This window comes from bacterium, from assembly GCA_016699125.1.
Classification (GTDB): Bacteria; Babelota; Babeliae; order Babelales; family Vermiphilaceae; genus AWTP1-30.
Window position 1 is genome coordinate 900,415 of sequence record CP064961.1, and the last position, 22,939, is coordinate 923,353.

The following is a 22,939-nucleotide window of genomic DNA, read 5'->3' on the forward strand; positions in this document are numbered from 1 at the left end:
GTTACGGTGTATGAAAAGAGCTTTCATTTTTTATTATTTATTCTTAATACTCATCTTCAGTACCTTTCATGATACATCAGCTGAAGATTGCAATCAAGAACCCATTAAAATCAATACAGTACAACAAAATGAAACACAAAAAGAACAAAACTTTTTTTTAAACACCATCATCAGAGAGTTAAATAGTGATAATTTGAATAGTACACACACGCTTGCATATACAAGTCAACTGCTTGAACAGTGTGCCATCAATAAAAAAGATCGTTCAGAAATGAAAGATGTTTTAAAGCTGTTTCATAACAGATGCAAACGAGTTGAATATATCAATCCTGAATCATTAAGTACATTTTTAAATAGCTTACCAAAATATTTGTCATCCTACATGTACACAGGACAGTCAGATCAGAGTTTAATTACTTTTTTACGACGAAACAATGTTTGATCAGTTTAACAAGAGAATGAACAATCTCCTTTTGAACTCGTTTTCAAAAAAGTTTGACCAGTTCAAATTGAGCCCCGAACTTTTTTTAAGCAATATTGCAAAACAGATTGCTCAGCATGCACAAACAGAAGTTGAAATTGAACAGTTGCGACAAACAACTTTAAGGTTTTTAGAAACAAATATTGGAAAATTGATCTGGTCACCAAAAAATGCAGAAAAAACATGGCAAAGCCTTACAAAGCTGTCAAAAGAACTGACAACATTACTCGAAAAAAACATTATCCTTGAAGTTGATGATTTGAACGATCTTTTATGGAGTTTGACTAATCGTTATTGCTACTTTTTGGAACTTGCAGGCGCCATGATGCCTGAAGATTTTTACATCAGTTCACTTGAAAAATTAAAAGAAAACAGTATGATCATCAGTCGGGTTGAAGAACAAAATGAGTATATTACCTCAAAGACGGATTATTTAAAAAATGCGCTTGAAAAGGGACTTGAAAAGTCAAAAATGAATCAAGACACAAAAATTCTGTAACCACTTTTTAAAAAAATCTGTACAAACGGTTCGTTTTTTTTTACACTGTCTTGGTGAATATTTTTCATTATGCATTTAATACTTAAACAACAGGTAACTGAAAGCCATGTTCTTATTTTTTTTAGTTCTATTTTTTGCTTTTACAGATAGTTTTGGGATGCTTTTGTTTAAAGAGTCTCGGCCAACGTACAACAGATCTAACAACCGAGCTGTAGGCATCGTCAATCTTAATTTTTTAAACCAAACCCAAAGGCTACATTTTCCAACTGGTAAAAACGGAAGTTATTTAACAAATTTTGCACAACAAACAACTTTAAATGAAAACAATGAAAGCAAAGAAGCGCATTCTGAAATTGTCCTATTTAAAACTGAATCAAAAATTAATCTAACTCAAGAAAATCAGTTATCTGTAAAAAGCAATGCAATTTCTTTACAATCATTCGTTTTTACCCTCGCAGACCAAAACAAACACATGCTATTGCAAGGCGGCATTAACTTAGCAGCACGGTTTTTACCGTATGGCCATATTGTAAGTAATTGGGCTCCAGCACTCATCCAAACTTGCTCACAGGTCTGTCTAATCAGTGGATATAAGAAAGAAATTGAAACATTAATGAAAACTATAACTGAGCTACAGCAAAAAAAAACCATAGGAAAAGAAGCGCAAAAAGAGGTAAAAAAACTAACACGTGAGAATGGAAGATTATTAATAAAAAATGCTTCAACAGAAACAATAAACACTACATTACAAAATACAGTCGAACAAAAAAATCAAGAAATTAAAGCCCTGAAAACCAAAGAACAAACGATCAAACAAGAACTTGCACGAGCCAATATACTTTTACAAGAAAACGAAACACAATTGCAAGCTGCAGAAAAAAAGTTACATGACTTAAAGTCTCAATTGAAAAACTTAGAAGAAAAACAAAAAACAGAACTTCTCAAAAAACATCAAAAGTTTGAAATGACAAATGCACAGTTGCAAAACGAAACTACTCAAAAAAATGAAGCTTTGATGAAATTTACAAAAACTTTTGAAGAATTGACAAAAGCCAACGAAAAAGTTCAGCGATTGCAAAAAGAAAAACAAGACTTAGAACAAAAATTAAAACTAGAAGCGGAAAAGGCTGTTTCAATTTCACAACTAATCCTGGATAAAAAAAAATTAAAAAAAGATTTAAAGACAATGGAAAGAGAAAAAAACGTTACCGCCAATGAAGCAGCGGCAAGAAAAATCGCTGAAGCACAAAAAGATGCGAAATTGGCTATGTATGAGACTTTTTCAGCAGGAGCAAAATTTTTGCTTCTATTACAAATAGTACGTTGGTCATATGACTATAATCCGCCGTTTGCTGCTACTGCTTCTTTTTTCATTTTAAAACTATATGTGACCAAAGCGACCGAGAAATATCATAGCATTACAGAAACATACAAAAAACATGAAACTAAAATCAATTTTGCTATGTATACAACAAAATTGCTCCTCAATCCAATACTGATTAATTTTTTCAATGATTATGTAGATGCCTGAACCATCCACAAATAGCGGTACTACTTACTTCTGACCACGCCTAAACCAAATATCATCAGGAAGATTGCCACCCATTGCTGTAAAATAATCGTTTGCCCTAATAAAAAATGGCTGTATCCAGCAACAAAAACAGGTGAAAAATTTTCTGCAAGTGCCAATTTTGTCATCGAATGCTTTTTTAAAAGCATCGTATGAAACGTTTTTCCAAGGATATTACTGATCAGAATAAGCAGACAAAAATAGGGTATAAATACGGCCTTTTGCTGAATTTCAAATGAAACATGTAAAAAAAAGCCTGTAAGGAATGCACAGAATGCAGCGCCCAAGTTTGAAAGCGCACTCAAAACAAAGGGATCAAAATCATGCATAGCTACCAGCTCTTTTGTGCAACTGGTACCATACGCGTGTGCTGCCACTGCAATCATAATAGCACAAGATGGTAATAACCGATCGAGGCAAAAAATATATGGAATAGTACATTCATTTGATATAAAAAAGAGCACAGATGCAACGATTACAAATACACTACCCACTATCTCTCTTTTTTTGAATGGATTATCAAAATGAACATGCTCATAAAAAATAGCCCACAAGGGAGTCGTATTTATCAATAATGCCATATGCAGCGCACTTATATACTGCAGTCCCCAATATTTGAGCATATATTTTACATATGTTCCTAAAACAATCTTATATCCAAGCAACCTCAATATATGAAAATTCGTCAAATGAGGTAACCGTTTTCTGGAAATCAAAACAATAAGAGCCATCATTAAGCCCGCAACACCAGTTCGCCACGCTATCAGACCAATAAACGTTGTATGATTCAGCAAAAGCTTATTTAAAGGTGTTGAAAATGAAAATAGTAGTTGAACTAGCAGACAATCAAACATCGTATCCATCATCTCTAAAAATGTTTTAACTAAAAGAAGAAACCAACCATTTAATCTATTAAACCAATATTTTTTGGCATCCTCTTTACAAAAAGCTTATTTTCTATATATATAGAATACGTTTTTTAAGTCAAAATAAACAGTTTTACAATAAAAAATCACACCGTACAAAAAGAAATATTATAAACAAAGAAAAAGAGACTAAAAACAGCAACTAATCAGTTTTGTTAACAGATATGCGAATTTCATATTTTTTATAAGCCTTTAAAAGGCTGATTGGCAAATGTTTTATGGGTGCTTCTCAGCCTTAGAATAGTGCAATTTCAGCATTAGATGGTACTTATTGTAAATAAACAGCCTTAAGATATCATTCAAATTGGCTTTATATTTTACTTGACAAATTAGAATTTAAGTGTACTATTAGTAATAAGCAGTGTTTTTTATAAATTATCAACCATTAAGGCCATTTACGGCGCAGAGGAGTATAGAATGACTTCAACTTCAACCCAACTAAGAGTAAAAGAACTCCTCAGAGAGAAAAGCTGGACTACTAAAGTACTTGCAGAAAAGACCGGTATGTCTGAAAGCTACCTTACTCATATTAAAAATGGAACACGACGCTGGAATGAAGACTCCCTAAAAAAGCTCGCACAAGCATTTGAAATTAGCCCAATAGAGCTCTTTGCAGAACACAGACAACGCACCGATGATATTGAAAACAATATCGCACTACCTGAACGTTCCGACGTTGAGTTAAAAGTACAGTTAGTACCAGTGGTCGGTGAAATTCCTTCTAATCCTTCACCATATAACAACCAATTGCAACAGATTACAACCGGCTATAAGGATTGTTTTATTTCTGTACTCAATTCAACAGATCTTTCAATGTTTGCGTACTGTGTTACCAATAACATAATGGCTCCAACCTTTATCAAAGGGGATTACCTGATTGTTTCTCCCGAAGTGTGGACACGTTCTGGAGATATTGCCGCTGTTGAATATGGTAACGATACACATGTTAAAGCAATAATGACGGTTACGTATACTGAAGACTTCATTGTACTTGAATCGGTAAATCATAAGACTTCTCCAATCGCACTTGTTCGCGGTAAAGACCATTTTAGAATCATTGGAAAAGTAATAGCACGTTACCAACAACTTCCTTAATATTTAAAAAAAATTGAACAGTAAAAAAGAGGCAGCGATAATACGCTGCCTCTTTTTATAATGTTTACTACTACCTTTTTATACCCCCTGATTTAACAAACTAGACCTACCAATAATATCACATATGATTCCATGCGCTTTACACAATGAAATATCACACACATTTCGCATATCAACAATAATCGGACTAGCCATTACCGATGCCATTTTTTCGAAATCAAACCTTTTAAATTCAGCCCAATCAGTCATAATCACACAAGCATTTGCGTCAACCAATGCATCCATTGCCGTATGAACACATATAAGATCTGGAAATAGTTTTTGCATGTTTTCCATCGCATACGGATCATATGCAACAATTCTTGCGCCTGCAGATTGTAACTGCATAATAAGATCAATCGAAGGGGAATACCGAACATCATCAGTATTAGCTTTAAAAGCAAGCCCTAAAATAGCTATTTTTTTATCACGTAAATCTGAACCACACAAAGCGGTTAATTTCTGAAAAGCAACCTGCTTTTGTAACTGATTTGTAAGCAATGAACCTGAAATTGTCGGCACATCTAGTCCACAGTCACGTGCCGTGGAAGCTATTTCTAATGAATCCTTTGGAAAACAGGATCCACCAAAGCCAGGCCCCGGATTCAAAAAATATGGACTAATTCGATGATCAAGACCTAGCCCTTTGCTTACCACAGAAACATCAGCACCCATACGATCACAAAGATTTGCAATCTCATTAATAAAACTAACTTTAACTGCTAAAAATGCGTTACTTGCATATTTAATCATTTCTGCTGAAGTTGGATCAGTAACAATCAACGGTATCTGTTTCGTTTGAATAAAGGGAAAAAGTTGTATAACTTTGAAAGCACTTTCATTCGAAGATGCCCCAACAATCATCCGATCTGGATTGAAAAAATCATATACAGCGGAACCTTCACGCAAAAACTCAGGACAGTTCACAATATCAAAAGATTCTTTTTGTACACCTTTTTCTATCATCCATTGAATAAATCGACCATTCGTATTCAATGGCACCGTACTTTTAATGACAATCAGTTTGTAAGCATTCATTTTGCAATGGTTCATTGTTTCTGCAATAACATCAAAAACCATATGCAAAGCAGAAAGATCCGCATGCCCCTCCACAGTAGCAGGGGTACCAACGGCAATAAAAACAATATCTGCAGCCTCAATTTCTATAGATACATCAGTAGAAAAACGCAAAATTTTTTTTTCCATGCCACTTTTAACCAGCTCTTGCAAACCAGGCTCGAAAAATGGCATGACACCATTACAAAGATTATCTATTTTAAATCGATCGACATCGACGCACACAACAGAATTATTACATGCCGCCAAACCGGCAGCGGTGACAAGTCCAACGTACCCAGCACCTACCACCGCAATATTGGCAGAGGTCGCTTGAAAATACAAAAAATTAAAAACTATCAAAAGAAGCATACCCACTAACCGTAGCTCTTTCACCTTCATTATTACTCCCCTTTTCTTTTCCAAAAAATACTTGTTAATACTCAATGAAGATAACAAAATACAAATCGAAATTTGAAGGTTTTAATAATAAAGGCTTGTATGCAAAAAAACAGTCTACCAAAGCACATCTTTTTTTCGTTGATTTATGTATCGCAAATATTGGTCGCAAACGATCTACCGCTTGTTGCTGTGACATGTATGTATAATAACGAAAAATGGGCACTCAAAAACCTTGAGTCGATTTTTAATCAAAAATACAATAATTTTAGAGTTGTTATTGTGGATGACTGCTCAACCGACAATACGGTTTCTATTATTAAAAATTATCTCAATGTCTCAAAGAATAATAAAAGAACAGTTTTAATCGAAAACAAAAATAGAAGGCGCAAACTGGCAAACTTATATGATGTATTATACCAGATTGCAGATGATGAAATCGCTATACTGGTTGACGGAGATGATTGGCTAGCAGATAATTCAGTATTTTCATACATTAACAGCATCTACCAAAAAAACGATGTATGGTTTACGTACGGCCAATATGAAAATATCCCGGCACAAGAAGCAATCGCATGGGGCTTTAATCCAAAAGGTTATGCAAAAGCAATCCCAACAGAAACTATCAAAAACCGATCGTACAGAAAAGGACCTTTCTATTATATGCATCCACGAACCTTTAAAGGCTGGTTATTCAAACTAGTAAAACTGGAAGATCTCATTTCCACTTCAGTGGAAGGTTTTATAGGCGATTTTTTCCCCGCAAGCAATGACCTTGCAATGTACATTCCAATGGTAGAAATGGCACATACAAAAGTCAGATTCATAAAAAAAATATTATATAAAAGAAATCTATTCTCAGATTTGGTAGGATTCAAAGTAGATCGTACCATACAAGTCAACAGTGGACACGAGATAAAAAAACGAAGTCCGTATACACAAATTCAATATCCTATCTCAAGAAATCTTACCCTACATAAAAACAGTTCATTAAAATTCATCATAGAAACGAATAATCTAGACGAGACCATATATTCTATAAAGGCACAGGAATATCTCGATCAAAAAATAGATTCATTTACCATTATTCTAAATGACAAAGTTGATCCCAAAACAGTCTATATTCTAGAAAAGCAGTACCCAAAAATTACTATCATATACTCAAAAAATCCTAAAAATTCTGCTTTCAAACACATTATGTCTGCTGAAACTGAATACATTTGCTACATGAACAATACTAGTCAAGTGATTAATTTCGATCAACTGATCTACCAACTCAATAAGACCTATGCTGATATCATTATTCTTGGCGAAAAACATACATGCTGCCCACCAAAAATGAAAGCGCAACTTACAGAAAACCTTTACGCAGTAAAAAACTGTTTCTTAAAAGAGGTACTGCAACCGTACACCATAAATGGCTTCATTCTTCATCAAAACAATAAAAAACGGATAACGATATTTGATGACGGCATAACAGTAACATCACTTGAAGCTATGAATGACCATATATCGCTTCTGTATGAATTATAAACAGTCTGACCGTACACAGATAATATTGCCAAAAAAGTGTTTTGTTGTATCTTCAAAATCACGAGCAACAACGGTAAAACCTTGATTTTGAACCCATTTTACAACTGCTTCATATAATGGATGACCATCATACGCCTGAATGAAATATACTTCCATATGAATAACACGTACAAACGGTAAAACAGCCTCAGCTGCCTCCAAAACTGCATATTCATAACCCTGTAAATCAAGCCACAAAAGATCTATTTGGTCGATATTATATCGACTCATAAAAGAAGACAATGTAACAGTTTGTACATACCTACTGCCATTAAAAGTGATTAGGCTATGCTTTAGTCGGTCTTTTGGCTTTAAAAAAGACGCTGCTTGCGATAATCGTTCACCTTTGAAAGAAAGAAAAAGCTCTTTTACTTCATTTTTGTCAGCAAGTGCAAGTTGATGAACTATAATATTGTTGTATGTCATAGTTTCAGTTGCAAGTCTTTGAAAATGTTCAGGAATCGGTTCAAACGCATGAATAGTTGCCTCCGGCCACATTAATGCCATTTTTTTTGAATCATGACCCCAAAAAGCCCCAGCTTCAACAACTGTTTTGCAAGTATGCAGATAAAGCTGAAGCACAGAAAAAACATCTGTTTTTTTAAAAAATCGATACATCACTTGTTTCAAAAAACCTTCACTTTATTTTTTATAAGACGAATCCTGCAAAAGCCAAGGAAAACGGCTTATTAAAATTTTAATTTGCAATAAATATACAATATAATACAATAAGCATCAAGGTCATTTTGTAGAAAAAGGGGTGCATCAGGTCAAACATAAATTAAAACGTCATTTCGTAGTAACAGCATTACAAATAAAGGTAGCATAATATGAAGAAGCTATTATCAATAGTATCACTTTTTTATTTATATTTTGATATAAGTTCCATGGAGTCAACTGATGCTCTTAAAAAGAGTAGCATGACATTCCATCGGGTTAACGTTAACCCGATGGATCCGGGCGATTTCCTACAACAACCGATACAACATCAAATACAGCAACAAGCTTCAAAATGGGGAATCGGTCACTATGTAAAATCATTGCTTGGGACAACTACACCATCCAGTGAGAAAAGAAACAGTGCGGAAGATGAGTCTGAACCAGATATAAAAGCTATAAATCATAACCTAAGCACACCACAATCAGTAGAATCACATAAAAAAATAGCAAGTAATTTAAGCACAATAACACTTGGCGGACTTAGCGAACTTGGCCAATTCATAGACTCAAAAAGACACCAACAGTTACAACAGGAACGCAACAACAAAGAAATAGAAACAAGAGAAAAAATTGAGGCAACGTTTAAAGCAATGAAACCAAAAAAATCTATCTTTGTACCAAAGAACAACTTTAAAATAATCCAGGAGGCAGGTACCTATCTATGTTTTCAAAATCCACAACCTTCAGCAGAAACCTTTATATTAGGCAAAATTAATAAACATAATTCAGATGGAAAAAAACTTGGTACCATCATAGAAGATTTTGAAACCGCAGAAAGTCGCCCACTAGCAGGATATTCTATAAAAACAGTGAAAATTGAAGCAAATCAGTATGCAATCTACAAATTTCAAGGATTAAAAACGCTGACAAAACTACCAAATACCGACTATTTTAACCCAAGTGATTTTATTAGTATTGAAAAAGAAATCAAAGAAACATTATCTGCAAATACATTTGATATTTCATCCTTATCTTTTGACTCAGGTAGCGGAGAAACCGAATCAGGCAACGAAGAAACCGAGTAAGAATAACAAAATCAATCGATCAATTTTTAAAGTAGTAGTTATTTTTTTCAAAAAAACTGTTAGGAACACATATAAGGGAAGTGGGCAAAACTTCCCTTATGCTACTTGATATACATTTACTAACTGTACATTTTTATCTTTAGTCCATCAAAATTTGTGGCTTAGCAGTACCATTTTCATTTAACGTAGCAAAGCCCCATGAAAAATCACCAACCGACTGTATATACAAGTTTCCATCAACCGCCCACCCGTTTATGTCTAAATTAACAAAATAACGCTTTACACAATAGATTCCATCACGCCTTGCTTCTTCAGAACGCGGTTGGACAATTTCATAAATAACTTTTTTAATATTATTAATACCGCAATCTATTTTACCCGATGCCTGTCCAGGAGCAAGTTCAATTAAACCAGTTTCACCATTATTCCAAAAAACCCTTACCTTTATAACCGCACCATTTTTACCAGCAGCATCAGTAGTTCTGTTGTGCACCCAAAAGGTCGCAGCATCAGCCAAACCAAATGATACAACTATACCTAAAAGCATAAAATAATTTTGCAACTTCATAGATTTCCTTTATTTTTATAATAATTACAAATTGTCATTTTAATAATACATGAATCACCAAAAAAGTTGCAATATTTTATAAAATCTAAAAAAATCTATTTTTATTTTGACCAACCAAACAAGATACAATATCCTAAAAAAAAAACGATAAAAAGCGGCAAATAAATGAAAATCTGTATTGTAATTCCTGCTTACAATGAAGAACTTCGAATAGAAAAAACGTTATTAACGTATTATGAGTTTTTTCAAAAACAGGCTCAAGGTATGAACTTTTTGATAATTGTAGCACTCAATGGTTGTACTGACAAAACTGGTACCATTGTCAAAACCATCAAAAAAAATAACCCGCATATTACCATCATAGAAACTGCAAAGGCTGGCAAAGGCCTTGCAATCAAGGCCGGTTTTTTGACAGCCTTGCAAGACAAAACTATTGATATAATCGGATTTGTTGATGCAGACATGGCAACTGAACCAGCCTATTTTATGGATTTATACAGAGCACTGGATACCGAATACGATGGTGCAATTGCAAGCCGATATTCGAAAGATTCACACATATTTCCACCACGACCGTTTATTAAGCGGTGGGGAAGCTATCTGATCTACGAATCTTTCATTAAAATACTTTTTTCCCTATTCTATGATGACTATCAATGCGGCGCAAAGCTATTCAAACGGCATGTATTAGAAAAAATCGCAAATCAACTGAGCATGCAACAGTGGGCTTTTGACGTAGAACTGTTATATTTATGTAAACTATACCATATCAAAGTAAAACAGGTACCAACTGTCTGGTATGATCGCTCTGGAAGCAAATTAAAACTGTTTTCGGGCATTTTAATGCTATGGCATCTTATAAAACTGAGATTAAATTACTTTTTTACTAGAAAGACTCCATGATCCTTTTAAAAAATATTACCCTTGCTTTTGGAACCCAGAGCATTTTTAATGGCATTAATGAACATATTTTCAAAAGAATGAGAATAGGCCTTTTTGGCCTCAATGGTGCGGGAAAATCAACCCTTTTAAAAGTCATTGCGGGCCATCAACCGATCGACAAAGGTACATTAATCATTGAAAAAGGCATGCAGATAGCCTACATGCCACAAGAAGTCGTGCTTCAATCAGATCGTTCAATTTTACAGGAAGCGATGCAGACCTTTGATGAACTCATCAGGCTCAAAACTGAAAATCAACAGCTTGAAAAACAGATTGCATCAGACAAAACTAATCATGCATTAATCGAAAAATACGCTGACAGCTGCCATCAACTGATTGCACAGGAGCCTGAACGAAAACAGGCTGAATGTGAACGAATGCTCTGTGGGCTTGGATTTACCAAACAACAGCTTGATGAGCCCGTCAATAGTCTGAGCGTTGGATGGAAGATGCGCATCGTACTTGCACAACTACTACTCAAAAAGGCCGATTTTTACCTTTTTGACGAACCAACAAACCATCTTGACCTTGTTGCAAAAGAATGGTTTATGCGCTTTTTAAAACAGACCGGAGCTGGATTTTTACTTGTCTGCCATGAAAAACAGTTTTTAAACGTGTTATGCGAGAACATTTTGGAACTCGAACATGGAAAAGGAACGATGTACAAAGGAAATTATGATGCCTACATACAACAAAAAGAGGAAGCAACTGAGCGAATTTTAGGCGCATATGAACAGCAGCAAAGAGAAATTGAAGATCTTGAAAAGACCATTAACCGTTTTCGCGCAGGAACTCGTGCAAAACAGGCAAAAAGCATGGAAAAACGGCTTGACAAAATTGAACGCATTGTACTGCCGACAAGCACAAAAAAAGTGAGCGTACGCTTTCCACTCGCAGAACCAAGCGGCAGGCTTGTCCTTGATGTTAAAAATATCGGCCATGCATTCGGCCCAAAACAGCTTTTTCAACACTGTTCCTTTACCATTGAACGAAACAATAAGATTGCAATTGTCGCACCCAACGGGGCAGGCAAAACAACACTGATCAACATTATCATGAAAAAAATAACCCCACTGGACGGATCGCTTGAATGGGGCAACAATGTAACCCCTGCACTTTTTGATCAGGATCAACTAAAAAGTTTGGATCTGAATAAGTCAGTATTTGAAAACGCAACCTCGGTCAAAACAAGCATGCCGATGAAGGACATTCGAACCATTTTAGGCTCATTCTTATTTGACAGCAACGCATTAAGCAAGCCAGCTTCTGTTTTGAGCGGTGGCGAACGAAATAGACTTGGCATGATTCGAGTACTGCTTCAAAACGCAAACTTTTTAATGCTCGATGAACCAACCAACCACCTTGATATTCCATCCAAAGAGATTCTTTTGGAAGCTTTAATAAACTACCAAGGCACCATCTTATTCGTTTCTCACGATCAGGATTTTGTCAACCGACTAGCAACACACATTCTGGAACTCAATGCTGAAAAAAGCTTCCTTTTTGCAGGATCATATGATGAATATCTGTATCAAAAAGACGAAATGGTCAAAATCACCGGCCAGCAAACACCTCAAAACAACGAATCCAAAACAGGAGACAGCGCCTCCATCAAAAAAGAATTTGTCGATTCAAAAGAGCATGCAAAAAAAATACATACGATTGAGCAAAGGATTGCAAAACATGAAGCGCTTATTAAAAAAATTGAGCTGTCATTTGAAAAGCTTGAATACGGAACAGACGCTTTTGCAAAGGCTCAACAACAACTTTTGACTACACAGAAAGAACTCGAAACCACAATGCATGAATGGGAAAGACTAGTGAATGTGTAAAGATATTAAAGTAAGCAGCATGCCATTTCAAACACTATGGAATGGCCCAGCAACTTTCTTGGACTTTTTCATACTGACCTGTAGTTTTTTTGACTTTCTCATTTCGCTTATCAACATATTCAACTACCAAAGAAGTAATGTCAATCTCATACATTTTTTCCGTAAGTTTGTTTAAAAAAGCTTCAGCTTCTTTATTCCTTGGCATCGAATCATACATGACTTGATGTAACTCTCTTTCCTGTTTCAATTTCACTAACACATCATGATGGTGGACTTTTAAAAATTCTTTTGTATTATCAGTTAGTGCTCCACTGGTTTTATCAATTGCTTCCTCCAAGCAATTTTTAAGTATTTGATCATTGGCATCAATTAAGGAACTCATTTGTACTAAATAACTTCTAGATTTGAGCACATCTTCAACTGTCCGTTTGTCTGCTTCAGTAAATTTAGTCATCGAATAGAAACGTAGTTTACTATTGTGGACAAAATTTAATATCCCAAAACCCTTTTCTAACATGTACATCCCGTTGCCCGTCCCGCAAATCAGTAGCATGGGCAGGATAATTTTTAGACGTGTTTTCATATAAAAAAATTCCTTGATGATTCGATTTTCACTGTAAAGTTTACAACTCACGGCATTGAACGGCAACTATCTCTAATCTCTTTTTGTTGCTCTGTAAGGCTGTCTTCTGTAATTTCATCGGTATTTCGTATTACATGAGCTTGAATTGCACTTTTAAGCTCCACTTCTATGAATTGTTTCTTCTGAATTTTACAATTCAAGCTAGCAGATACGTCTTTATTGTCACATAAACCCATATTACAATCCAGTGCATAACTTACCCATAAACCGCGCCATTCCGACAATTCCTTTTTAGCATTTTCAGATAGATCACTTGCATCATTAGTTATTATAAAGTCAAGTTCTTTCTCAATTTCATCCGGTGTACAATACATATTATTCTTGCCACGCGCAGCCCTTGCTGTACTTAAGGTCACTACTCTGTAAATGTCATCAACCGTTTTTTTATCTTGCAAACTAAGTTCTTTGATAGAGTGGAAACTCATATCCCTAAAATTTTTCAGCTGAAGTCGCTGCGTATCAATAAAGAAACGTAACCAATAAGCATGTGCTTTCTGCACTTGCCCAAAACCAACGATCAGCAGGAAAGCTAGCGTAGTTTTCATATTTATTTTCATAAAAAGTTCCTTTTAATTAATAAAAATATATTTACAATATTAGTTTATTTTTTAATACATCATGTGTCAATTTATACATTCTTTAAAAATCACTTCAAATAAGATCATATTTAAACAACTTTTTTTGTAAGAACACGATCAAATCGGCCATGCTACCTTTTTTTTAAATCAACTTTCATACAATTATACTATCAATCAACAAACTTTCCTTTTATAAATAAATGCATATTTGAAATAGTAAAATTAAAAAGTCTATATAACTCCGTACAGCAATGATACTTAACGTTTTCTAACTTGCTGAGTATTTAATGTGCAACATACTCGTTCAACTTTTCAAGATACTATTGCATTTATTTTTAAAACTATTACAATATGAAACAATTTAAAAAATATATAGTTTTAAGAAAAATGAAAGTATATAGATGTTATCCAAATATAAAAAACATTTTACATATTTTTCCCTACTTATATGTGCCATGATCTATGGAATGGAAGAAGCAAGAATCTCCAAAAATATCTTTTTGGTAACAAATCTTTATGAAGAAAAAATCTTAAAGACATGGATAGCAAGTGACGAAGCAACTGAAAACATTGGGGCCATTAAACAGTTATGCCTTGAAGACTCTTTCGAGAAATTCAACGGTCCCAAACCAATCGTCAACAATCCTTATGATAAAAGAAATTACGGATTAATATTCCCTTCATTGCCCGCAATTCAATATGCATACCTAATGCATGTAAAAGCAGTAGCAGAAAAAAATGAAAATCCGATTTTTGTTCACTTTGGTGAAGCCGATGGACAAGTTGCATTTAAAGCACAACTTGCATGTGGACACAATGGAACCATTATTATAAACGATTTAAGTGCAATTGAAATAGAGAATGCAAAAAAACTTATCAATGAAAGGTTAAATCTTTTAAATAAAAGCATAAATAATATACAATTTGATACAGGATCTTTATTTGAATTTATAAAGCGTCGACCAGATTTAATAGGAAAAGTTGCCAGTTGTTACATACAAAATGTTGAACATTTTATGAATCCTGAAGAACATCAACAGTTTGTAACACTTGTTTCACATTTATTAATGCCAGATGGATATATCTTTGCTACAGCGCATACAATAGAATCAGAATTAGCACACAATGGTAACCCATATTATGAACAATACCAACAGTACAAGAACAAAAATGAAAAATACCCACTTTTTTTTACAATCAAACAAAAAATCGCACAAGACAAAAAGAAGGGCTTATTAGATCTAAATCAATCGCACATTTTAGAAGTAAGCAGGCCAGTCAATAAAGCCCTATGTAATCTCGAGGCTTTCAGATTAAAAGATGAAAATAAAACATCCTCAGAAAATTTTTATAGAATGATAGAAGTTAAAACATTAAACTGTTTTACCCCAACTATCTATAACCACGCTTTTCAGGGCTTTGAGGCTATAAATAGCTTTTTTATGAACGATTGCGGACAAGGATTTCAAAAATACAGTCAGTCCAAAGATATTATTTTTGCATCATTTATAGGTAAAAAGAAGTCCAATAATTGACTAAACTTGTTTTTTATCACCCTTTTGCTACTATAAAATGTATAAAAAGCAAAATTTAGTTAATTTTTATTAATACTGCAAAGGTTTTTTCAAATATGTTTTTATTTTTTATAGTCTTGTTATTTTTATCAGATCTTTCAGATGCGACCTTACAACTGCCACCGTTAAGGGGTGTGGCGATTTCTGAATACCAGAATTCTGGCTCTTGTATGTACGATCTGTTTGTCAACTCGCATCAAAAAACAAGAGCAGCTTCAAACTGGTCAAACCATGAAAGAAGGCACAAATTTGCTCAAACGGTTGGTCTTTCTTCAAACATGCACTGTTCATTTTTAAAGGACTACAAAAAGTATATCAAGCTATTAAAAGAGATGGGTTGCAACACGATTAGAATATCGATTGAATGGGCGTTGGTCGAACCAGAAGAAGGCGTTTTTTGCCAGGAGGCAATAGCCCTTTACCATACCATTATCGATGCATTTTTAGAAGAAGGTTTTGTGGTGATGGTCACCATGCATCATTTTACCCATCCACTTTGGTTTGAAAAAAAGGGCGGCTTTGAAGATAACCAAGCAGTGAAAAAATACTTTGATCGATTCTGTGTGAAGATATTTGGCGAGTTTTGGCAGAAGGTCAAACTATGGGGCATCATCAACGAAATAGCCCCCTTTGCTTTTCAAGGGTATCTTTCTGGATGCTTCCCTCCCGCAAAACATAGTTTGCATAGTACCTTGATTGTTATAAAAAACATGTTGGCTGCGCACTGCCGCATCTATAAAAAGTGTCGCCTTATCGATCCTCAAAAAACAGCTTCGATTGGCGTTATCCACAATATGATGGCCATAGAAACATTTTCAAAAGGCTTTTTGTCCTATTTCAATATTTTGGAACAGCTACCAGTATTATTTTTAGACTATATTTTTAATGGTGCAATATTACACTTTTTAAAAACTGGAAAACTGTTTCCATGGAATCCATTATATTCATTTTATGAAAAAGATGCACCAACCTGCTACGATTTTTTTGGACTTAATTTTTATGGCCATGTCATTGCCAGATCAGGAGTAAAAGATGCAATGTTGGAGTTAAATCCGGCAATGATTGTACAAACAGTTGGTCGCAAAAATGAGTATGTAACGGGAATGCGCTGGGCAGTATGTCCAAAGGCTTTTGAGAAGGCAATCGAAAAAGTAGCATCATTTGGAGTGCCTATCTTTATTACTGAAAATGGCGTGGAATCAAAGGATGACACAGTCAGAGAAAAGTATCTACAGTCTCATTTAAACGTTATTTCCAAAGCACTACAAAAAGGCCTAGATATAAGAGGTTATTATCACTGGAGTTTCATTGATAATTTCGAATGGGACCATGGATACACAATGAAATTTGGACTCGCTTATTTCGATCAAACTTCCAATGAATACATATTAAAAAAAAGTGGTATACTTTATAAAAATATAGTATCACAACAGCACAAGTAAGCGTGATTATTTAACAAGGTAGTCTCTGTATGTTTGATTATTTAAAAGAGGTTGTAGGATCATTCGCGGGTAGTTTATCAAAAAAAATAGCTTCGATCCTTGACAAAAAGGAGCTTGACAAGGAGTTTTTAAATCAATTAGAAATGACCCTTCTTGCAAGCGACTTTGGGATGAAAACAACAAAACGGATTATCGATGAACTTATCAAACGAAACATCAACGATCCTTTGGACGTTAAAGACAGCCTCAAAGAGATTTTGAGTAATATTTTAAACAAAACAGTAGAAAAAACAGTAGAAAAAAAAGCTTATATCTATCTGATTGTCGGTGTTAATGGAAGTGGAAAAACCAGTTTTTCAGGCAAATTTGCAGCATATCAAAAAAGCCAAGGCAACAAAGTTTTATTAGTGGCGGCTGATACATTTAGAGCTGCAGCAGTTGATCAGCTCTATTATTGGTCAAAAGAAATCGGCATTGACATATGCAAAGGAGAATCAGACACTAGTCCATCTACTGTTGTTTTTAATGCATGCAAACAGTTTCAAGCAAATCATTATGATCTTATGATCATAGACACGGCCGGTCGCCTCCAAACAAAAACATATCTCATGCAAGAACTAGCAAAGTTAAAAAAAGTCATCAAAAAACAGATGCCTGAATATGAAATAGCAACGTTACTTGTACTTGATGGATTAATAGGCAACAATGCCTTTGCACAAACACAGATTTTCAAAGAAGCAACAGATGTCGATGGAATAGTATTGACCAAGATGGACGATCCAAGTCGCGGCGGTGTTATATTTGCAATTGCAATTCAGTTTGACATTCCAGTCAAATATATTAGTTTTGGCGAAAAATTGTATCAGATGACCCCTTTTAATGTAAGTGATTACATCGATGGTATTTTAAAAAGGATTTAGCTATGCAAGCTATACAGATTACTGAACTTACTTTTCGAATCGCTGAAGCTCTTAAGATTGCGTTTAAAGAAGAATCGATTCGTTTACAGCATGCGTGGTGGATCCTCGAAGCATTGTTGAAAAAAACAAAATCAGAACTTATCACTGAGAATCAGGTTGTCTATACAGCCGAACTAAAAACACAAATCAATTCATGGATTGGAAGGATAGTTGAACACAATGAACCCATCCAATACCTTATTGGCCATGTTCCATTTGGTCCTCTGTCAATAAAAGTTGAACATCCTATATTGATTCCACGACCAGAAACGGAAGAATGGGTACTCCATTTTGTCAAACAGTGCATGGATTTACACCTGCATAAAAAAGAAAAAATAAAGATATTAGAAGTCGGTACAGGATCAGGCTGTATTGCGCTTACGGTGGGACACTTCTTGCCAAATGCAACCATTATTGCAGTTGATATAAATCCGTTAGCATTAAAAGTTGCCCAAAAAAATGCTGAAAAATTAAAAATTAAAAATGTTTTTTTTGTTGAATCAGATCTCGATGCATCCGTTCCTCACGACATTTCTTTTGACCTCATTCTGTCGAACCCACCCTACATTTCCATAGAAGAGTTTTTAGAACTTGATTGCAGCGTAACAGCCTGGGAAGATTGCAACGCTTTAGTAGCTGAAGAGGATGGATACCAGATGCTCAACAAAATTGCACATATGGGCCTGAACAGACTTTCCAAAGGATCTTTATTTTCAGCCGTAGGCCTACCTTCAATCATCCTTGAAATAGGTCATACGCAAGGAAAATTAGTTCAAGAAAAATTAGATTCACTTGGCTATCAAAGCATAAAAATCGGACAAGATCTGCAAAAAAAAGATAGAACCGTTTCTGCCCACCTTTAGTCTTTTATTTTCGCTGGACAATCTGTTTACACCAGCTATATTCGAGAACCTTTTTTTCTGTTTCAGTTAATTGCCATGCCAAGCCACTACTTTTGATTTTTTTCAACAATTCCTGTAAACAAAGGGCAACACTCACCGAAAGATTAAAGCTTTTAGTAAAGCCTACCATTGGAATATGAATTTTTATATCTGCTAACTTCATGGTTTCAGGTTTTATCCCAACCAGTTCATTGCCAAAGACAAGCGCTATTTTTTGGTTTACCTGCATCTTTTCAAGCGGTATACTGGTATAATCAAGACTGGTCACAGCAATAAGGTACCCAGCATCTTTCAAAGTCGCAATACAATCGGCCGTATTGGCATACTGTAAAATACTTAACCACTTCATTGCGCCACGGCAAATTCCAACACTTGGTCTAAATCTGTTTTTTTCTGCAACTACATGAATATCTTGAATTCCAAAAATTTCTGCAGTTCGTAAAATTGCACTCGCATTAAAAGCCTGAAACGTATCTTCCAGAACAATTGTCAGGTACCTCGTTCTTTCGGGCAAAACAGTTTGGATAAGTCTTTTTTTATTCTCAGAAATCTGTAAATAATAAGTATCTATCTGTTTCTGCAAACTAGCTAAATCTTTATCATTGACCATCATGCGCAAGATCCTCAAAAACCATGCATTAAAAAATTATATAATTTTGGTAACAACGTTGTAGCTTCTTTATCAATAAAATTGGTTAAAAGGTAGGTAATTACCGCTGCAATACCATTAGCAACAAAGGTTACCATTAATATACACTGTAACCGCACTTTGTAAGCATTATGTACCATTTTGATAAAAAAACCCTGAAGCATAGTAAAAAAAAACGCTAAAACAGCAGCAAAGGTTATCCCTGAAATAATCTCTATTTGAGCATTAAGCGATTTAGTCATATAGAGTGATACCAGCAATAGACACATAAGATACACTATAAAAGCACTCCAATAGGAAGTGATTATCAAAATAAGCGCAGGTAGACTTTTCCGCCTTCTCATCCCCATAAAAATTGCCGTTGAGCAAACCAATCCTAATACAAGCTGATACCACCCCCAGGTGATACTCCATCGCCATTGATTTATTGCCCAAAGATACAAATTTGTCATAAGCTCCTGCTTTAGATATAGTTATAATGTAAAGTGTAAGCATCAAAAATAGTTTATTGCAAGTAAAATTAATTTACGCATTACAAGTAAATTTTATAATAAAAATTTACAAATTATATAATTTTTATTTTGAGTTATGTATGAATCTTTATTTAATACTTCTATTGTTACATATAAACATGTATCCTGCTACCTTTGATATCGGTTATGCCAAAAAAACAATATCAAAATTAACCTGAAGCTTTAATTCGATTGCCAAAAAAATGTTTTACGATTTTGATAAAGATAAGATTATTTCTAAATTCACCTTTTTATATTCATTGCCAATTTCTGAACTTTATGTCATTTTTGGCAGCTCAGAATGTAAAGGATTGACTAACAGCCAAGTTGAGAATAATCGCAAGAAATATGGTGAAAACGTATATAAACGCGTACATGATAAATCATTTTATACCCTTTTTTTAGAACAGAGCGGTAGACCAATCAATTTTTTTATAATTATTGGAATTATAATCATCCTGATAGTTACACGTGACGCACATGCGGCTACCGTTTTATTTAGTATGCTTATCATCCACACAATCATAGCCGCAATATTTGATTGGTATAATCAGGCCCTTTTAGAAAAGCTTGAACAACTATCACCTTTCTATGTGATGGTTTTACGAAATAAAGAACGCCACGTCATCAAGGAGCAAGAGCTAGTAGTAGGTGATATTATTTATATCTCTGCCGGTCAACGAATAGCGGCTGACATACGCATCATATCAACTGATGGAATTACGGTAAACGAAGAACTTTTCACAAAGAGTGACTCAGCAATAAATAAAAATAATAAATTAGTTTCCCATACAGAAGAATTCAGTGATTACACGAACTGTCTTTTTGCAGGAACCGTTGTTGTAAATGGCAACGCAACAGGTATTGTCATTCACGTGGGAAGCGAAACGCAACTGCATAAAGACGATCTGTACAGAACAATAGATAAAATACCAGTACCACTTAAACGAAATTTAGCGAACTATTGTTATTGGTTAAACGGATTTATTTTTGCATTATGCGTAATGATTCTGTGTCTTTACAAAGTCACCCTCAATATGAGTTTTGAAGATGCTCTTCCACTAATGATAGCAATTTTTTTTTCAATTACTGTAGATTTTTTTCAAATTTTACTAATTTTTATCTTAATTGCCAATATTGAACGAATCACCAGTAGACATATTTTAATCAAGCAACTAGATATTCTTGAAAAACTTTCGGCCATCGATATTGTTATGACCAATAAAGATGGAATATTAACTTATAATCAAAAAATGGTGAGTGTCTTATATGCACAAAACATTAAATGGAATCCGACTGGCTTTGGATTTAATCCTGAAGGCACGGTAAAACCCTTTGATCAGTTTTGCTCAACAAAATGCTTAGAAAAACTTGGCTTAGTTTCAATCTTAATGAATAGATCGGCAGTTGCACATAATACCGACGCACACTCTTTGGTGCTTGGAAATGAAGTTGAAATAGCATTAGCAGTTTTCGCTCAAAAATTAAACATTACGCTTGAAAAAGCTAATGAAGAGTATCAGCTATTATTTGATGCACCTTCAGATCAAAGTACTCCATATCACGCCGCTTTATATGTCAGCAAAGCCTCCTATGAGATTTTTGTCGTAGGGGCACCCGACGTCTTAATTAGGCAAAATGATACCATTCAACGTACCAACTATATCGATCTTTTAAATCAAGGATATGAAGTTGTAGTTGTCGGCTGTACTACAGTAGATCTCAAAAAGGAAGACTTTGATTTATTAACGTTTGAAGAAAAAAAACAGTTTTTAAAAACTCATATTGAATCGGGAATCCAGATTTTAGGTATTTGTGGTATTTACGATATTGTACGCAGAGATACGTACTGGTCCCTTGAAAACATATATCACCTTGGTATGAAATTCATAATGATAACGAATGACTCAACACGAGCTGTCAAAACCGTCGCCCATAGACTGGGTCTTTTGGGTCAAAAAACTGAATGTGTAGACGGATTCACATTGGAATTAGTCCCTGAACAGAAACTGTCGGCGCTCGTCGATAAAACAACGCTGTACTCAATGATGAGAGCTGATCAAAAAGCACATATTGTAAAACTACTTCAAGAAAAAGGTTTCACTGTTGCAATGATAGGCAACAAACCAGAGGATATTCCCGCAATGGATCAGGCCGATGTTTCTCTGGTAAGTAACTCGTACTCATTCTATGATGTTAGAAAACATGCAGATATCATTATCTTAAATAATTCGTTTGCAACTTTTATAGAAATTATCTATCAGGCAAGGCATCTATTTTATACGTTAAGAAGAGCAATAAGATATTTCTTAAGTGTAAATACAGTAACCGTTTTTCTGGTTATCATAAACATATGGTTAAACTTCTTGCATCGCGGCATAGTTCCTTTCCCATTGAACATCGCCCAACTTTTATGGGTCAACCTTTTTGTTGATACTGTTTTAACTCTGAGTATTGCTTTTGAAAAACCTGACACTGAACTCGTTGCACAACCATGGTCAGAAAAATATATCTTAGATACATCATCTTTTTTTCAATCGATCGCAAAAGGTTTTTGGATTGCATCTTTCTGCAGTATCGTTTTTTATCTGTATTATCAAGACAATGTACTATACGCACGCTCAATGGTTACAGCATTGTTAGGCCTCTTCCATTTAATCGATTCTTGGAGTTGTAGATCAGAAAGAGTGCAAGCAAAAAAAATAGGTTTTTTTTCAAGTAAATGGTACTTAATATTGGTATCTATTGCTCTGTTCATGTATATTTTGCCCTTTTCAACCAGAAGAATGAATAGCCTATTTGAAACTGCACCGCTGGAACTTTATGATTTTTCAGTCACTGTCCTGCTCGCAACTACTATTTTACTTTTTGAAGAGATTCGTAAATGGTGGAAATATACTTTTTTGCATAAGTTTAAGTTGACTAATTGGTAAAACCAGATACATTTTGATAGGTA

Annotated in this window: 21 protein-coding genes; 13 read left to right on the plus strand and 8 right to left on the minus strand. The window is 34.6% G+C overall.

Annotated elements, in window-relative coordinates; genetic code table 11:
• Positions 1-10: 10 nt before the first annotated feature.
• From IPG37_04335 to IPG37_04345, 3 genes are all read left to right on the plus strand, one after another.
• Positions 11-442, plus strand: a complete 432-nt coding sequence (locus tag IPG37_04335) for a hypothetical protein (GenBank protein QQR53655.1) — start codon at positions 11-13, stop codon at positions 440-442.
• On the plus strand, positions 435-980 hold the full coding sequence (locus IPG37_04340; GenBank protein ID QQR53656.1) for a hypothetical protein: 546 nt from the start codon (positions 435-437) through the stop codon (positions 978-980). Before IPG37_04335 ends, IPG37_04340 begins: the two co-directional genes overlap by 8 nt.
• A gap of 106 nt (positions 981-1,086) precedes the next feature.
• Positions 1,087-2,511: a hypothetical protein gene (locus IPG37_04345; protein QQR53657.1), complete on the plus strand. Its 1,425-nt coding sequence runs from the start codon at positions 1,087-1,089 to the stop codon at positions 2,509-2,511.
• Between the two features lie 20 nt (positions 2,512-2,531).
• Here IPG37_04345 and IPG37_04350 read toward each other — a convergent pair whose 3' ends face one another.
• On the minus strand, positions 2,532-3,404 hold the full coding sequence (locus IPG37_04350) for a DMT family transporter (protein ID QQR53658.1): 873 nt from the start codon (positions 3,402-3,404) through the stop codon (positions 2,532-2,534).
• Positions 3,405-3,893: 489 nt separating this feature from the next.
• Between IPG37_04350 and IPG37_04355 the strand changes: the two genes are divergently transcribed.
• Complete coding sequence (locus tag IPG37_04355; GenBank protein ID QQR53659.1) at positions 3,894-4,571, plus strand: helix-turn-helix transcriptional regulator; 678 nt, start codon at positions 3,894-3,896, stop codon at positions 4,569-4,571.
• Positions 4,572-4,649: 78 nt separating this feature from the next.
• Here the strand turns inward: IPG37_04355 and IPG37_04360 are convergent, their stop codons facing one another.
• Positions 4,650-6,068, minus strand: a complete 1,419-nt coding sequence (locus IPG37_04360; GenBank protein ID QQR53660.1) for a UDP-glucose/GDP-mannose dehydrogenase family protein — start codon at positions 6,066-6,068, stop codon at positions 4,650-4,652.
• Positions 6,069-6,167: 99 nt separating this feature from the next.
• Here IPG37_04360 and IPG37_04365 point away from each other — a divergent pair, with 99 nt between their 5' ends.
• Positions 6,168-7,598, plus strand: a complete 1,431-nt coding sequence (locus tag IPG37_04365; GenBank protein QQR53661.1) for a glycosyltransferase — start codon at positions 6,168-6,170, stop codon at positions 7,596-7,598.
• Here the strand turns inward: IPG37_04365 and IPG37_04370 are convergent.
• Positions 7,593-8,267 (minus strand): FkbM family methyltransferase, encoded by a 675-nt coding sequence (locus tag IPG37_04370; protein QQR53662.1) that lies wholly within the window; start codon positions 8,265-8,267, stop codon positions 7,593-7,595. The genes IPG37_04365 and IPG37_04370 overlap by 6 nt on opposite strands.
• Positions 8,268-8,467: 200 nt before the next feature.
• On the opposite strand from IPG37_04370, the gene IPG37_04375 reads away from it, so the two are divergent.
• Positions 8,468-9,382 carry a hypothetical protein gene (locus IPG37_04375; protein QQR53663.1) on the plus strand — a complete coding sequence of 305 codons (915 nt, stop codon included), beginning with the start codon at positions 8,468-8,470 and terminating at the stop codon, positions 9,380-9,382.
• A gap of 139 nt (positions 9,383-9,521) precedes the next feature.
• Here IPG37_04375 and IPG37_04380 read toward each other — a convergent pair whose 3' ends face one another.
• Positions 9,522-9,950 (minus strand): hypothetical protein, encoded by a 429-nt coding sequence (locus IPG37_04380; GenBank protein ID QQR53664.1) that lies wholly within the window; start codon positions 9,948-9,950, stop codon positions 9,522-9,524.
• 165 nt (positions 9,951-10,115) lie between these two features.
• On the opposite strand from IPG37_04380, the gene IPG37_04385 reads away from it, so the two are divergent.
• Together IPG37_04385 and IPG37_04390 are read left to right on the plus strand one after the other, a co-directional pair.
• Positions 10,116-10,853 carry a glycosyltransferase gene (locus IPG37_04385; protein ID QQR53665.1) on the plus strand — a complete coding sequence of 246 codons (738 nt, stop codon included), beginning with the start codon at positions 10,116-10,118 and terminating at the stop codon, positions 10,851-10,853.
• Positions 10,850-12,724, plus strand: a complete 1,875-nt coding sequence (locus IPG37_04390; protein ID QQR53666.1) for an ABC-F family ATP-binding cassette domain-containing protein — start codon at positions 10,850-10,852, stop codon at positions 12,722-12,724. Before IPG37_04385 ends, IPG37_04390 begins: the two co-directional genes overlap by 4 nt.
• A 34-nt stretch (positions 12,725-12,758) precedes the next feature.
• Here the strand turns inward: IPG37_04390 and IPG37_04395 are convergent, their stop codons facing one another.
• Together IPG37_04395 and IPG37_04400 are read right to left on the minus strand one after the other, a co-directional pair.
• Positions 12,759-13,307 carry a hypothetical protein gene (locus IPG37_04395; protein QQR53667.1) on the minus strand — a complete coding sequence of 183 codons (549 nt, stop codon included), beginning with the start codon at positions 13,305-13,307 and terminating at the stop codon, positions 12,759-12,761.
• A 47-nt stretch (positions 13,308-13,354) separates the two neighbouring features.
• Complete coding sequence (locus IPG37_04400; GenBank protein ID QQR53668.1) at positions 13,355-13,924, minus strand: hypothetical protein; 570 nt, start codon at positions 13,922-13,924, stop codon at positions 13,355-13,357.
• A gap of 488 nt (positions 13,925-14,412) precedes the next feature.
• Between IPG37_04400 and IPG37_04405 the strand changes: the two genes are divergently transcribed.
• From IPG37_04405 to prmC, 4 genes are all read left to right on the plus strand, one after another.
• A complete protein-coding gene (locus IPG37_04405; protein ID QQR53669.1) occupies positions 14,413-15,480 on the plus strand; it encodes a hypothetical protein in 1,068 nt (355 codons plus the stop codon).
• 95 nt (positions 15,481-15,575) lie between these two features.
• Positions 15,576-16,961 carry a glycoside hydrolase family 1 protein gene (locus IPG37_04410; protein ID QQR53670.1) on the plus strand — a complete coding sequence of 462 codons (1,386 nt, stop codon included), beginning with the start codon at positions 15,576-15,578 and terminating at the stop codon, positions 16,959-16,961.
• A gap of 29 nt (positions 16,962-16,990) precedes the next feature.
• Positions 16,991-17,881 carry a signal recognition particle-docking protein FtsY gene (gene ftsY / locus IPG37_04415; protein ID QQR53671.1) on the plus strand — a complete coding sequence of 297 codons (891 nt, stop codon included), beginning with the start codon at positions 16,991-16,993 and terminating at the stop codon, positions 17,879-17,881.
• A 2-nt stretch (positions 17,882-17,883) separates the two neighbouring features.
• A complete protein-coding gene (prmC, locus tag IPG37_04420) occupies positions 17,884-18,783 on the plus strand; it encodes a peptide chain release factor N(5)-glutamine methyltransferase (protein QQR53672.1) in 900 nt (299 codons plus the stop codon).
• 4 nt (positions 18,784-18,787) lie between these two features.
• Here prmC and IPG37_04425 read toward each other — a convergent pair whose 3' ends face one another.
• A complete protein-coding gene (locus IPG37_04425) occupies positions 18,788-19,435 on the minus strand; it encodes an RNA methyltransferase (GenBank protein ID QQR53673.1) in 648 nt (215 codons plus the stop codon).
• Between the two features lie 11 nt (positions 19,436-19,446).
• The gene (locus IPG37_04430) at positions 19,447-19,923 is read right to left on the minus strand and encodes a hypothetical protein (protein QQR53674.1); all 477 of its coding nucleotides are present in this window, start codon (positions 19,921-19,923) and stop codon (positions 19,447-19,449) included.
• Between the two features lie 263 nt (positions 19,924-20,186).
• Here IPG37_04430 and IPG37_04435 point away from each other — a divergent pair, with 263 nt between their 5' ends.
• Positions 20,187-22,916, plus strand: a complete 2,730-nt coding sequence (locus IPG37_04435; GenBank protein QQR53675.1) for a cation-transporting P-type ATPase — start codon at positions 20,187-20,189, stop codon at positions 22,914-22,916.
• The last annotated feature ends 23 nt before the right edge of the window (positions 22,917-22,939 follow it).